Annotated in this window: 11 protein-coding genes; 4 read left to right on the top strand and 7 right to left on the bottom strand. The window is 43.2% G+C overall.

From position 1 onward, the window contains the following. The first annotated feature begins 228 nt into the window (after window positions 1-228). Window positions 229-1,269: a LacI family DNA-binding transcriptional regulator gene (locus ABD036_RS11805; protein ID WP_343860147.1), complete on the top strand. Its 1,041-nt coding sequence runs from the start codon at window positions 229-231 to the stop codon at window positions 1,267-1,269. Between the two features lie 125 nt (window positions 1,270-1,394). Here ABD036_RS11805 and ABD036_RS11800 read toward each other — a convergent pair whose 3' ends face one another. Then, window positions 1,395-2,873 carry an MFS transporter gene (locus ABD036_RS11800; RefSeq protein ID WP_343860145.1) on the bottom strand — a complete coding sequence of 493 codons (1,479 nt, stop codon included), beginning with the start codon at window positions 2,871-2,873 and terminating at the stop codon, window positions 1,395-1,397. A 28-nt stretch (window positions 2,874-2,901) separates the two neighbouring features. Then, on the bottom strand, window positions 2,902-4,644 hold the full coding sequence (locus tag ABD036_RS11795) for a glycoside hydrolase family 13 protein (RefSeq protein ID WP_425542569.1): 1,743 nt from the start codon (window positions 4,642-4,644) through the stop codon (window positions 2,902-2,904). Window positions 4,645-5,043: 399 nt separating this feature from the next. Between ABD036_RS11795 and ABD036_RS11790 the strand changes: the two genes are divergently transcribed. After that, on the top strand, window positions 5,044-6,528 hold the full coding sequence (locus ABD036_RS11790) for a tryptophan halogenase family protein (protein WP_343860141.1): 1,485 nt from the start codon (window positions 5,044-5,046) through the stop codon (window positions 6,526-6,528). Window positions 6,529-6,609: 81 nt separating this feature from the next. Here the strand turns inward: ABD036_RS11790 and ABD036_RS11785 are convergent, their stop codons facing one another. Then, window positions 6,610-7,839 (bottom strand): DUF3466 family protein, encoded by a 1,230-nt coding sequence (locus ABD036_RS11785; protein ID WP_343860139.1) that lies wholly within the window; start codon window positions 7,837-7,839, stop codon window positions 6,610-6,612. A 472-nt stretch (window positions 7,840-8,311) separates the two neighbouring features. Between ABD036_RS11785 and ABD036_RS11780 the strand changes: the two genes are divergently transcribed. After that, window positions 8,312-9,265, top strand: a complete 954-nt coding sequence (locus ABD036_RS11780) for a glycoside hydrolase family 16 protein (RefSeq protein WP_343860137.1) — start codon at window positions 8,312-8,314, stop codon at window positions 9,263-9,265. A 26-nt stretch (window positions 9,266-9,291) separates the two neighbouring features. On the opposite strand, the gene ABD036_RS11775 is transcribed toward ABD036_RS11780, so the two are convergent. The 4 genes from ABD036_RS11775 to ABD036_RS11760 form a co-directional block, all read right to left on the bottom strand. After that, on the bottom strand, window positions 9,292-10,245 hold the full coding sequence (locus tag ABD036_RS11775) for an alpha/beta fold hydrolase (protein ID WP_343860135.1): 954 nt from the start codon (window positions 10,243-10,245) through the stop codon (window positions 9,292-9,294). Window positions 10,246-10,298: 53 nt separating this feature from the next. Continuing rightward, the gene (locus tag ABD036_RS11770) at window positions 10,299-10,451 is read right to left on the bottom strand and encodes a DUF5989 family protein (RefSeq protein ID WP_343860133.1); all 153 of its coding nucleotides are present in this window, start codon (window positions 10,449-10,451) and stop codon (window positions 10,299-10,301) included. Further along, the gene (locus tag ABD036_RS11765) at window positions 10,451-10,858 is read right to left on the bottom strand and encodes an SxtJ family membrane protein (protein WP_343860131.1); all 408 of its coding nucleotides are present in this window, start codon (window positions 10,856-10,858) and stop codon (window positions 10,451-10,453) included. The genes ABD036_RS11770 and ABD036_RS11765 overlap by 1 nt, the downstream gene beginning before the upstream one ends. 75 nt (window positions 10,859-10,933) lie before the next feature. Continuing rightward, window positions 10,934-12,835: a carbamoyltransferase family protein gene (locus ABD036_RS11760; protein ID WP_343860129.1), complete on the bottom strand. Its 1,902-nt coding sequence runs from the start codon at window positions 12,833-12,835 to the stop codon at window positions 10,934-10,936. Between the two features lie 168 nt (window positions 12,836-13,003). Between ABD036_RS11760 and ABD036_RS11755 the strand changes: the two genes are divergently transcribed. Next, on the top strand, window positions 13,004-14,674 hold the full coding sequence (locus ABD036_RS11755) for an SGNH/GDSL hydrolase family protein (protein WP_343860127.1): 1,671 nt from the start codon (window positions 13,004-13,006) through the stop codon (window positions 14,672-14,674). The last annotated feature ends 40 nt before the right edge of the window (window positions 14,675-14,714 follow it).

Raw genomic sequence — 14,714 nt, 5'->3', positions numbered from 1 at the left:
TTTAACGAAATAAATACCGCTATTAAGCGTGTTGAATATTGGGCAAGAAATTCGATTCACAAGGGCAATCAAATCATCATAACTCCCTTAGCAAACAAAATTAATTCGAGATTTAACAATAGAGCTGGTGTATAACTGAGGTATAAAACGTCTATTTTCAATTTGGTGACAGGTTAAGTTGCATAGTCGATTCGTTCACCTTTACTAATGAGTTTTGAAAGTACCCTTATGAGATCAAAAGCCACTTCGTTTGATATCGCGCATTTAGCCGGTGTATCTCAATCGACCGTTTCTCGCGCTTTACGTGACAGTCCGCTGGTCAATCAAGAGACCAAAGACAAAGTCAAAGCAATTGCTCGTGAACTTAATTACAAAGTAGATAAAAATGCCAGTAATCTTCGCCAACAACAAAGCAGAACCATTGCATTATTGTTATTTGAAGACCCTACTACTGATGACTCGTTGATCAATCCGTTCTTTCTATCAATGTTGGGGAGTATCACCAAGGCAAGCGCGCTGGCTGGATACGATCTGTTAATATCATTTCAAAATATGAGTGATGATTGGCACGCTGAGTTTGAAGACACCAATAAAGCGGATGGCATTATTTTGCTCGGTTATGGTGACTTTGTTGATTACCAAAATAAATTATCTCAGCTGGAAGAACAGCAAACTCACTTTGTTCGTTGGGGAGCGGCAGATAAAGATCACCCAGGGGTGTCGATTGGTTGTGACAATTATCAAGGTGGATTCGATATCACTCAGCATTTAATTAATCTGGGCCGTAAAAACTTCGCCTTTATTGGTGGCGCCGACAAGCACGCTCCAGAATTTCAAGCGCGTTATTTTGGTCATCGAGATGCCATTAAAAAAGCCGGCCTTAAGATTAATAAAAATAACCAAGTCGAAGCCATTTCGACTGAAAATTCCGGCTATGAGGCGACCAAAACATTACTAGCAAATTCAACCGATGTAGACGCCATTTTATGTGCCAGTGATCTTATCGCAATTGGAGCGATGCAAGCTTGCCAAGATAGTGGTTTAACGATCCCAAATGATATTTCAGTAGTGGGTTATGACAATATTCCAGTCTCACGATTCACTAACCCTGCACTGACCACTGTGGCACAAAACACCAGTTTAGCCGGCGAGCTGCTAGTCTCTAGCTTATTATCACTTATCAATGGTGAAGATGTGGCACCTAAGCTTATGCAAGTTGAGGTGATAACCCGTCAATCCTGTGGTGCAAGCGCCATAGATCAAGCCTAAGTTGTCGGTTTTTAGAAGCACATAAAAAGCCGAGTTTGACTCGGCTTTTTACTGTTTTTAAGTAGTCACGCAATTGACCGCAAAGCGTATTCAAACTTTGCGTGCCAATGAATGTCCTTATTTGATTAGGCGGCTTCTTCAAGATGGGTGACTTGACGATACTCTTTGACGAAAAATACCGAAAGACTGGCTAGAATCATCGATACCCCCGCCAAAATTAAGATATAGATGGCGTGGTCGTCAAAAATGGAACTTAAGATCCATCCTGAAAATAACCCAGCAGCAATTTGAGGAACGGCAATGGTAAAGTTGAAAATCCCCATATAGATCCCCGTTTTATCAGCAGGCAGCGCGCCAGCTAGCATGGCATAGGGCATTGCCAAAATAGCCGCCCAAGCAATGCCCACGCCTATCATGGGTAAGATCAAATTAACGGCACCTGTTGGCACTGTTACTTGGGTAATCAAAAGATTCACCGTCACCAGCTCAGAATTTTGGAAAAACAAAAAGCTAATGTAGCCCAGTCCACCCAACATCAAAGACACCGAATATATCAGTTTTCGACCAAATTGGTCTGCTAACTTTGCTAACACTATGGAGAAAAACGCAGCAAATAAAGAGTACGCGGCAAATAGAATACCTACCCAATCGCCGGCAGCCCCCTTGGCAATCAATATGCTTGCAGGTACTTCGCTCAGCGAAGCGAGATACGCAGGATCAAACCACTTAGGCTCAACGCCCCAAATGTGTTGGGTGATTGCAGGCGTGGTATACACCCACATAATGTATAACGAAAACCATGAGAAAAACTGCACTACCGCTAATTGACGCATGGTGCTTGGCATCGTTAGCACCAGCTTGAAAAAGTTATTCAACCGTTGGGACAGGCTTAATTTAACGCTTTGCGCTTTGATTACGATTTCAGGATCTAACCCCTTGTATGCATAATAGTCTTTTGGGGCATATTCTTTGGTTCTAAATACGGTCCATAACACCGATCCCAACAGGACAGTTGCACCGAGGTAAAAAGCCCAAGTGACTGAGGGAGCTACCTCGCCTACCTTCGCTGTATTTTCCAAGCCAACAACATTGGTCAATACAAAGGGTAAAATCGAACCCACCACGGCACCAATATTGATTAGCAATGACTGAACAGAGTAGCCTTTGTTACGCTGCTCCGGTGGCACCATATCGGACACCAAAGCGCGAAACGGTTGGAAGCAGACGTTAAAAGCAGCATCCATCAACGCCAACATCATAGCGCCAAATAGCATAGGCACAATAAAGGCAACAAACAGTGGCGCGTTAGGCATTAAAAACATGCCCAATGCGGCAGCAACCGCACCCGCTAAAATATACGGCTTTCTGCGCCCTACTCTATTCCAAGTGCGATCAGAGGCAGCGCCGACTAAGGGTTGTACTAACAACCCCATAATAGGTGCAACTAACCAAAACAGGGAAAGTGAATGTAAGTCAGCGCCTAAATCTGACAATATCCGGCTGATATTGGCATTTTGCAAAGCAAAGCCAAATTGCACACCCAAAAATCCAAAACTGACATTCCAGATTTGCCAATAGCTTAATTGCGGTTGCGTTTTTTGCATTGTTGTTTCTCTTATTATCGTTTTATCGTTATTGGAGTTCTAAAATCAGTGCGCTCTTAGCAGCGATTGATAACGCTTGGCCCAACGAAATGTGCTGATCAGTAAGCACATTTTTAGCCGTTTTTGCCCCATTTAACATCTCTGTATAACGTTCCAAGGGCAAGTCAGTTATGGAATCGTTTTTATTTAAAATCACCATGACACGTTGTTCTTGCGTATAACGGAAATATACATACAGACCATTTTGCGGCGTGTAGTGTGCTAATTTCCCTTGTGTAATGGCGGTACTGCTTTTACGCCAATTGAGCAACTTGCGGAAAAACCCTTGGATCTGAATTTGTTGTTCGCTCAATCCCTTACCACTAAAACCACTGCTGCTATCATCTTGCCATCCACCTGGAAAATCACTTCGAATTATGCCGTGGTCCTCAGTTCCTGGGTTGGCCATTAAGATCTCCGTACCATAAAATACTTGCGGGATACCTCTTGTTGTTAGCACATAACTCATGGCCATTTTGAACAAATCAAGATCTTCATCAAGCTGAGAGAAAATTCGGCTCATGTCGTGATTATCAGCAAAAACCACTAAGTTATAAGGGTCACCGTAAACAAAATCGCTTGCAAGGCTTTCATACAACTCTCGTAAACCAGTTGCCCATGATTTAGGCTTGGTCAAGGCATTAATCAACTTCACTTGCGTGGGGAAGTCCATAACGCTAGGTAACCAAGATTGATAATCACTGTGACGTACTGAACCTTTTTGCCAAAATGAAGTGATTGACGGATTAACTGACCATTCTTCGCCAACTACATTTAGATTGGGATATTCTTGCATGATTTGACGAGTCCAGTTAGACAAAAAACGCATGTCTGAATAAGAGTAGGTATCCACCCGCAACCCAGAAAGCTGTGCGTATTCAACCCACCAAATCGAATTTTGAATAAGGTAAGTCGCTAACAATGGATTGCGCTGGTTGAGGTCGGGCATAGTGGGAACAAACCAACCATCATTGAAACGGGTTATATCGCTTTTTACCGCATGCGGATCGTGCAGTGATTCGCGCATATGACTGGTGGGCGAGAACTCGCCGTTATTATTTATCCAATCAGCACTAGGCTTATCTTTCATCCACCAATGTTCTGAGCCAATGTGATTTAAAATAACATCTTGGATAATCCCAATGCCTTGACCGGCGGCCTTTTCAGACAATTCCACATAAAGCTCATTACTACCATAGCGCGGATCGACACGATAGTAATCTGTAGTGGAGTAGCCATGATAAGAATGCGTTTGCATGTCATTCTCCATAATAGGCATCGTCCAAATTTGCGTGAAGCCCATGTCTGTTATGTAGTCCAAGTTATCTATGATCCCTTGTAAATCACCACCATGTCGTCCGCCTTTAGACAGGCGATTAACCCCTTCTTTTAAACCATCGATGCTGTCATTACTTGGGTCGCCATTGGCGAAACGGTCTGGCGTGATGAGATACACGACATCTTTGCTGGAAAAACCCTGACGTTGCGCCGAGTTTGGCTTGCGGGCTTTAAGCTCATACGTATAAGAAGAGATCGTTTTTTCACCATGCTTGAATGCAATCTCAAATATTCCGGGTTTTACATCTTTATCAAGTAGCAAATTGATAAAAAGATAGTTTTCATTATCCGTTCGTTGAACAGATTCAATGGTTACCCCTGAATAGGATAGCTGTGGTGAGGAAGTGGCGATATTGTCAGCGTGTACCATTAACTGCAGCTTTGGGTTAACCATGCCTGTCCACCAAAAAGCAGGTTGCAAATGTTTGATGGGTTGAGCGAAAGCCGTGGCGCAAAAGACGAATGTTAAACAAACTGCGATGGTGCAATAACAATTAACCCGAGAAAGTTTGCTAAAGACGCATTTTAAGTAAGCCATAACTGTTCCTGATGTGAGTTTGAACCGCCGCATTAACGTATCGTCCACGCTAGCAGCGCACATGTTAATCAACCGTTAACAAAAAGATAGGCAGAGTCTACCTTTGGCTTATTGGCTTAACAAATGTCTGCATACGTATTCACGCCATTGATAGCAGAGGTACAAAGGAGTATGACGTTGAACGACTATTCAATTTACCGTCTGAGTGTTAGCATTTAGTTAACTAATTAACGCCCCAAAATAGGCCATTGAAGCGTGAAAAGACAGTCAATTATCATTTTAGGTGGAGGCACTGCAGGATGGATGAGCGCCAACCTATTACATCATGCTTTTCACGCCAAAGGTTTCGATATCACCCTTATCGAATCCCCTGAAATCAATATTATTGGCGTCGGAGAAGGCTCAACGCCTCACCTCAAACAATTTTTTAATACCTTAGGATTAGCTGAGTCAGACTGGATGCCCCGTTGTCACGCAACGTACAAAAATGGCATTCAATTTAACCATTGGTCTAGCGCCAAAGGATATTCGGCCTATTTTCATCCTTTCCCATCGATGCCAGATAGACAAACTGCAGCCGGATTTTTAATTAACTCAATGTTGCGACGACAGGGCCATGATGTCGATCCTCGTCCTGATCGTTATTTCCTTTCAGCCTATTTAGCCAAGCAAAAATTAAGCCCTAAAACCCAAACCGGTTTTCCCATCTCCATTAACTATGGTTATCACTTTGACTCTGCTTTATTAGGCGAATTCTTAAAAGAGCTGGCAGTAGAAAAAGGCGTGAACCACGTTGCTGCGAAAATAACGGAGGTTGAACGCCACCTTTCAGGGGACATAGACGCACTAGTAAGTGAGAACGGGCAACGCTATCAAGCAAACTGGTTTATTGACTGCTCTGGATTTAGTGGAGTGTTGTTGCAAAAAACTTTGGGGGTCACATTTCACGATTTTTCTGCGAACTTGTTTAATGATGCCGCCATCGCGCTTCCTTCTGAGGCAAGTTTACCTACGTCGGTGCAAACCATATCTACAGCGCTTAGCAATGGTTGGAGCTGGGAGATCCCCCTCACCCATCGCACGGGTAATGGTTATGTTTATAGTTCGCGTTACCAAAGTTCAGACGCGGCAGAAACGGAACTGCGTGAGAAACTCGGTTTACTTGATGCAGACGTTCCCGCCAAACACCTAAAAATGCGCGTCGGCCAAGTTGCACAGCATTGGTACAAAAACTGTCTGGCGGTTGGACTATCGCAAGGTTTTATTGAGCCGCTAGAGGCGACCGCTTTGCATCTTGTACAAGATACGTTAGAAAATTTCATAGGCGCTTTTGAGGCGGGTAAATTTAGCCAACAACATCAGGCGGAGTTTAATCAAAGAATATCGGCAAGATTTGAAGGGATACGCGATTATATAGTTTGTCATTACAAGGTTAATAATCGAACGGATACGCAGTATTGGATGGACAATCGTAATAACCCCCATATTTCTGACCAACTACAGCAAATATTAGCTTGCTGGGATGCAGGTGGGGATGTGACTGCGTTGTTAGATGGTTTAGGTATCAGTCAATTTTATCCCGCCGTATCCTGGCATTGTCTATTATCAGGCTATGGTCGTTTCCCGCCCATTGGTGCGACTAGTGCCGCCACTCATGAAGTTAATCTTGAGCAAATTCAGCATTACATAAAAACATGGGCAAAAGGTTTCATCCCACATAATACCGCACTAGCCAAATAAAAAAGGCGGAGTAATTAATTTACTCCGCCTTGGCATTTTCTAACTGATTTTTTAGAGGTGCTTATTTATTCAGTGTTCAGGTTATTTAGCGTTGAATTTACGCTTTGCTGCTAACATTAAAATCGCACTCATCAACAAAGCAATGGTTGATGGCTCGGGTACTTCACCCTGAAAGCTCATCAAGAATGCGCGCTGATGTCCGTCCTTAGTTGTGCCGTAACCGACAATATCGTTATTTTCATTAATCGAGTAAGCAAAATCTAACGACGCAAAATCGCTGTCCACATCGAGAAAATCATTTAAGAAAAAGGTTTTGTTACCATCTACATCAAACAAAAACGGGGTAAAGACTGGCTCTTGGTCGACAGTAGCAAACGTGTTACTACCCCAACCTACTGCCATATTACTATTGTTGATATTACGCAGGTTACTGCTTTCAAAGCCAAATACGTCGTTCATATCGATCATGCCAAGCAAGTCAGTATAAATAAAAGCGTGATAGCCATCTTCTCGATCTTCTAAGCGTGAGCGACCAACAACAGTGCCATTATCGTTAATATCGAAGCCAAATCCTACGAAACCGCCTAAATTTCCTATACCGACAATGTCTTGATTTCGTCTTTTCACGAACACTTCTAAGCTACCGCCATTAAACTCAGAAAAGGCTAAACCGGTGTAATCTCCATTCTCATTGAGGGCGTTAGCACCAATATGGTCAACACTTGAATAAGGACCTTCGTTTATATCGAGCCTGCCACTGAGTTGCAGATCATCCCCAGTTTTTAAAAAGGTCTCTTTATGGACTGGCTCAAAATATTGAAACTGATCGTTATATACCGCTTCGCTGTGACTTCCGACGATTTGACCTGCATCATTGATGCCTCTCGCCGTTGAGCTTTTAATTGCTCCACTTTGGCTTGGTGTCAGATCTAATATTTGGCTCATAACGCCGTTTTCATAAATGAAACCAGATTCTTGACCTTCAACAGCGGTACCTGTCACACCAACAATTTGCCCGTGGTTGTTTATATCCGTTGCCGAAGAATAATTACCACCTAATGTTCCGAGGCTTTGCATACCATTTAGTGCATCCCATACAAATGCCTGATTATCACCATTGTCATTTGTGTATGTACCCACTACCTGACCTGATTCATTTAATGCCACTGCAGATGAGCTACTTTGAGGGGCGCCGACAGTACCTAAATTTTCAATCATATAAATGGGTTTTGCGATGGCACTGGTTGATATAGATGCGAGGGTAGAGAAAGCAGCAAGCAATACGCTGGCTTTACGTGAAACGTACTTCATTAATCGGTTCCTTTGAACATTATTTTAAGCTAGCACTATTTGCTAGCAATTTTCCCGCATACTACTGCAAAATACGTACCTCAATTAAAAAACACTTTAAAGTCAATGAAATAGAAAACTTAATAGATTCAAGCTGGCTTAAAATGTAAAATTAACTGACACTTATAGTTTTGCAAGTGGTTAATATTAATACATTTTTGGCAGTATAATGTATAAAACGAAACTTAGTGATGATTTAACTTGTTTGCAGCTCAAAAAATCATCAAATGCTGAGTTGATTGCACCTTATGCGACCTGACGTTTCAAGTTAGATTGGTTTGCCAAAAACAATTCATTAATTAGCTGCTTCATATTTCATGCCGTTAGACTATTATATAGTTTTTAACTCGAGTACTTGTTAACAGTCAGCGCAGATACGTTTTATATTTACTTTGCGCTACAACTTCCAACGTTTTTATATTTGAGGTTCTTGATGAAATTCTGGGCGCTATTTATTGTCGTTTTGATTGTTAGTCTGTGCGCTTGTGCCACACCTAAAACGGCAAACAATGTGTTAAAAGATAGCATAGCGTCATACCCTGAATACACGGGGCAATATGCCGGATTTAGCCTAATTATAGATGAACGTTTTGATGATTTTGACCCTACAATATGGAAAAAAGGGGACGGTGCAGTTGGAGGAGAGGCAGACTGTCGCTTTCAAGACCAAGGTATACAAGTAGTAAATGGCATGCTTGAACTGATTGTAAGCCAAGAAACAATTAAACCCAGTTGGTCAGTCGATCACCAACAACAAAAAAATGGCTATGACTTTTCTTGTGGCGAGCTTCGTACCCATGCCAATAAAAAGATAAAATTTGGCCGCATTGAAACTCGCATGAGAGCGCCAAATCGCGCAACAGCGTCTGGTTATATTTCCTCGTTATTTACCTACTCCAATGACTTTGATCGACATGCACCCAATAGTGGCGTGCAGGAATGGGAGGAAATTGATGTTGAACTCGAAGGTGGTCGACCAGACAAATTTCAAGCTAATTTAATTTATGGTAGAAACACTTGGGAATGGTGGCGCACTCGGGATTATGGGGCCTGGGAAGATAAAATAGTTGTTGGTCCGGTCGATGAGTGGCGCGTATATGCAATTGAATGGGTCCCAGATGCAATTCGTTGGTATGTCGATGGCAAGCTGGTGAAGGAACTAAAACAAAGCGATATTGATTGTCAGCCCCAATGCAAACCACCACAAAGACACCCTACTCCCATACCTGACAATCCGACTAATATTTTTATGAACTTTTGGATCCCAAAAGATGCGATTCAAAATGAATTTGGCGGAAATAAAAAACACAATGTTTACCCATTGAAAACTCAATACGACTGGATACGTTATTATCAATTAGATTCGCACCCTGTTGGTTGGGAATAAATTAAAAAGGGGTCGGTTAAATTTTTCTAATTTTGCTCTGCCAAGAACGTTTTTAAGGCGTTCACTGTACTGATGGGATCCTCTTCATGAGGTACGTGCCCTAAGGATTCAAACAACACCAGCTTAGTGTTGGCAATATCTTGTTGGAAACGAACTGCTGTTGAGGGTGGGATCAGCGCATCTTTTTCGCCCCAGATGATAAGCGTTGGAACGGCGATTTCATGTGATCTTCTTGCCATTTCTCCCGCTGAAGTTTGCTCGAATCTGGCCTTAAGCGCCTGTCGATTACCTTCGCGAGTATTGAGCTCGAAATAACGGTCGACCAATTCGTCCGTCACTAAAGAAGGGTCACCATAGACATCTTCGATACTGCTTTTAACCAAAGCCCTTGGCATAAATCCGTTTAATACGGAGTTTAGAATTGGCGTTTGCGCGATTTTGAAAGCAATGGGAACAGATTTCGACGCTAACGGATAGCCACTAGGGTCAACTAATACCAGATGAGAAACGCGTTCAGGGTAGAGAACTGCTGTTGCCCATGAGATATATCCACCTAACGAATTACCGCCAAGTATGACTTTCTCAAGGCCCAATTTATCCAGCGTTTCAACCACAAATTTTGCGTAGTTCTCAATCCGATAATCATTATTTGGCTCAGGGCCTGTAAGTCCAAAAGCAGGTAAATCGAAGCGCACCACTCGGTGATCATTTTTAAGCTCATCGACCCAACCATCCCACGTATGTAACGATGCGCTAGTGCCATGTAAAAGAACAATAGGTGGATAACGCTCACTGCTCCCCTCATCGCGCAAATGCACTTGCATTCCCGCCACCTCAATAAATTGAGATGGTGGTTTCGCCCAGCGCTCGCTCAACTCAGCGACTGTGTGGTCTGGCTGTTGATTTGCAAAAATATAGCCCATCAGTGCTAAAAGTAAGGTGAGAAAAAATAACGCAACACCTGTAACCACTGTTTTCATGACTTTCCCAACGCAGTGCTATCTCAAACGTATTTTGACCATAGGTTTTGAGTTTAAAACAACGTATAAATGAAGGTTGCTAATGAGGATTGTTGTGTTGCTACAACTAATCCGCCCAACAAGGCCAAGACTACCACTATAGGCAACAGCCATATTTTTTTGCGAACTCTTAAAAATGCCCACAGATCTTGAATAAACTCAACCACTAGAACGGATCCTTTAACTTTACGCTGTCTTTGCGCGGCTCACTGGTAATCCAGTAACTGTCCTGCTGCGCAGGTTTATGTTGATATTGTAGCTTTTTGAATAGACGTAACACCAGACCAATTGGCAGGATCAACAAATAAAACGCTATGCCTAATATGAGACGGGTATTTACCCAACCAAGCACAGACGCAATTGCCATCCAGATCCGATATGGAATATACAACCCAGTTGGATAAACAAAGTACAGAATCGCCAAACAACCGCTGAATATCGCTGGCCACCAAGGAATGGGTTGCTCAAACAACCAAGGCAATAGCAACATAAAGACCAAAGGGAACACCCACATCATGGTCACTGAGAACTCTCTGAGTCCTTGATGATCGTGCTTTTTAAGTAGCGTCAGCATCGGTCATTATTCCTTAAACTGATCAATCTAATTAGTGAATTTACAACAGTTTCGTTCTGGCAGCTCAATGTACCTTTAATCTTTTTCAAAGGTCACCTGTTTTGCCGCCTGAATGTGCACTTGGCTTTGCTGGTTTTTTAACAAAATACAGTTTTGCATTACCAGGACATCCATCTCAGTGGCGAGAAAACATCGTACGGCATCTGCAGGAGAACATACCGGTGGCTCGCCTCTAACATTAAAAGAAGTATTTATGAGCACACTGGTGCCTGTTTGCTGTTTAAATTCACTTAATAGGCGATGAAATCTCGGATTGGTCTGTTTATCGACCGTTTGCACCCGAGCTGAATAATCAACATGGGTAACCGCTGGGATCTGCGAGCGCGCCTGATTCAGCTGCTCGATACCAAAGGCCTGTTCGCTTTTCTTTTCAAGTCGGAGCGACGGTTGCACATCCGCAACTAGCAACATGTAAGGACTAGCCTCCTGAATGTCAAAATACGCATGGACATCTTCCACTAACACGGCAGGAGCAAAAGGACGAAAGGATTCCCGCTGCTTAATTTTCAGATTCATCTGGCTTTGCATGCTTTGATTTCTAGGATCGCCAAGAATAGACCGATTGCCTAATGCCCGAGGCCCAAACTCCATGCGATCTTGAAACCAACCGACGACCTGCCCCTGTTCGATCAATTTAATAACGCTAGGGAATAGCTTCTCGTCCGCTACAAATTCGTAAGGGTAAGAGTGGGTGTCCAAATAGTGTTGGATGTCTTCGTTGGAATAGGCAGGCCCTAGATAGCCCCCTTGCATACTATCAATTGCTTGATCGTTAATGTGTTTGATAATACGAGGTTGCTTATAATATTCGTGCCAAACAAGTAGTGCTGCACCTAAGGAGCCTCCGGCGTCGCCCGCTGCGGGCTGGATCCACAGTTGTTTAAAAGGTCCCTCACGTAAAATTCGACCATTGGCCACACAATTCAACGCTACACCACCGGCTAAACACAGATTGTCACAGTCCGTTTGTTGATGAGCGTAATGTGCTATTTTCAACACGACCTCTTCGGTTACCACCTGAATCGACCGGGCGAGATCCATCTCCTTTTGAGTGATCTCGCTATCGGCTTGTTTGGCAGGACCGCCAAACAGTGCGTCAAAAGCTGCATTAGTCATGCGATCACCAGCTGGATAATCAAAGTACGCCATGTTTAACGCAAAGCTGCCATCCTCGTTGATGGATATCAGATTTTGCTTGATCACATCCACGAAAATTGGGCGCCCATAAGGTGCCAACCCCATAAGCTTATATTCGCCGGAATTGACTCTAAAGCCGCAATAGTAAGTAAAGGCTGAATACAATAGCCCCAATGAATGGGGAAACTGGATCTCCCACAAGGGTGTAAGTTGATTACCCTCACCTAACCAAGCTGACGAGGTTGCCCACTCACCCACACCGTCGAGACAGAGCACCACCGCCTTTTCAAAAGGACTAGGGAAGAATGCCGATGCAGCGTGAGATTGATGATGTTCACTGAACAACAATTGCGGTAATTGAGGACGCTTTTCAAGCTTTTTTTCAATTGCTACAGTGGTTTGATTAATGCGCGCTCGTTGTTGGTGGATCAACGTTCTCAGCTCTTGGCGCAACACACTTTTTAGATACAACTTTTCTTTAAGCCAAATAGGCATAGCACGTAAAAATGATAAAAAGCCGCGTGGCGCATTGGCCAAATACGTTTCTAACAAGCGCTCAAATTTGAGCATCGGCTTATCATAGAAAATCACCGCATCAAGTGATTCGATATCACACTCTGCGGCGGACAGACAATATTCAATCGCTTTTGCCGGAAAACGGGGATCATGTTTACGCCTAGTGAAACGCTCTTCTTGAGCGGCGGCGAGCAAACTACCGTCAACCACAACGGTTGCTGCGCTGTCATGATAATAGGCTGATATACCCAGTATTCGCTTCATCCTGATACTACCGTTTCGCTTTAGATTAAAGTACTTCATGTTGCGGTAAAATGCGCTGAATTAACACTGAATACGAATGCAAACTTGAAGGTCAAACTCGATTGCTATAGGTTGACAGGATGCACAAATAAATCAATCTAATTGGGTCATTAGATCCTAGGGAAAACAATGAAAGTTTGGCTATTTAGAGCCATTGCGGTATCTATTCCTTTTTTATTTTTTGCGATAATCGAATTTTCACTATGTCTAGCGAATTACGGGCATAGCTATCCGTTATTCATCGAAAATCCCAATGACACCGAATATCTGTTACCCAGACCCGATATCGTTAAACGATATTTCCCGAACAGTGATGATGTTCCCGCAGTGACTATAGAGGCAAATTTTTTTCGTAAACACAAACCACAGGATGGCTTTCGTGTTTTTGTGCAAGGAGGCTCGACTGCGGCTGGTTTCCCATACGGTTTTGGCGCTTCAGTGGCGGGTATGCTCGACCATAGGTTAAAGCAAACATTTCCAGATAAGTACGTTGAAACCGTCAATACCGCACTAGCGGCGGTTAACTCGTACACTAATATGGATATGGTCGACGAGATCATTGCCCAGCAACCTGATGCCGTGCTTTTCTATATGGGCCACAATGAATTTTTAGGTATTCTGGGCGTTGGCTCAAACTATACTGCCGCAAACTCTAGGTCATCCACCTTGATGTTTCTAAAATTAAAAGAACTTCGTATTTTCCAATTGCTGCAAAATCTTTATGCCAAATGGAATACATCAGCGGATCCAAAAATTGCTGCTGACAATCAACAATCACGTACGTTTATGGCCAAGGTAGCCAAGCATAAAACCATCGAATTTGACTCTGACATCTATCAAGCCGGATTAGCGCAATTTGAACAGAATTTAGCGATTATTTTGAAAAAATATCAAGCTGCCAATGTCCCCGTATTTATCGCTACCTTAACCAGTAATTTACTCGACCAGCCGCCTTTTGCCAGCGCCGCTATTCCCGATATGATGGCGCAAAAGATCCAAACGGCAATGCAGGCTATTCGTCAGAACAAGGTAAACCAATCGCAACTCCACGCATTATCGAATGCCGTCGCGAGCAGTGGCATTGCGGATGCAAACTACCAGGTTGGGCGCTTGTTTTATGCTGTAGGTGATGCTCAATACGCCAAGAAGCACCTGACGCTGGCTAAAGAAAATGATTTACTGCGGTTCCGGGCACCAGAGGCAATGAACAACATCATTCGTCGCCAAGCAATAGCAACAAATGCCACCGTGATTGAAGCACAACAACGATTTGAACAACGCTCTCAACATGGGATAGTTGGCAACAACTTAATGCTGGAGCATTTGCATCCTAACGTACAAGGCTACTTCTTGCTTGCAGATGCATTTTATCAGGGCATGAAGCATGCCAAGCTATTCTCGGATTGGACTGATATTGAAACCAACTTGGCTTGGCAACAACGGATGATATTACCCTCAGAAGAATATTTCGGATTTGCCAAAGTACTGCAACTGAAAACCGATTACCCCTTTGTTAAACAGCGCACGCCTTTGTCCCTGCCGCCACCACAAGACTGGCAGCAACAGTTGGGGCAAGATTTTTTTCTGAAAAAAATTAATTGGTTACAAATGGTTCAACAAGCACAGCAACAGTATATGCAAGACAACGACGTATTCATGATGCTAAAAACCCAATTGTTGTTAGCGGATGCCCTGCCCTTTGATAAAAGTGCTAATCAAAACTCAATCAAAATACTAAAAGCCACAGGAAACGCATTAAGAGCGAGAACTTATGAAAAAAGATTGAGCTGGGCAAATTAGCCCAGCGCTTATTTTGCTGTTAACCCCGTGCCCAATAACG

Origin of the sequence: Aliiglaciecola litoralis, from assembly GCF_039523355.1 — a bacterium.
GTDB lineage: Bacteria > Pseudomonadota > Gammaproteobacteria > Enterobacterales > Alteromonadaceae > Aliiglaciecola > Aliiglaciecola litoralis.
This window is presented reverse-complemented; position numbering and strand designations above follow the sequence as displayed.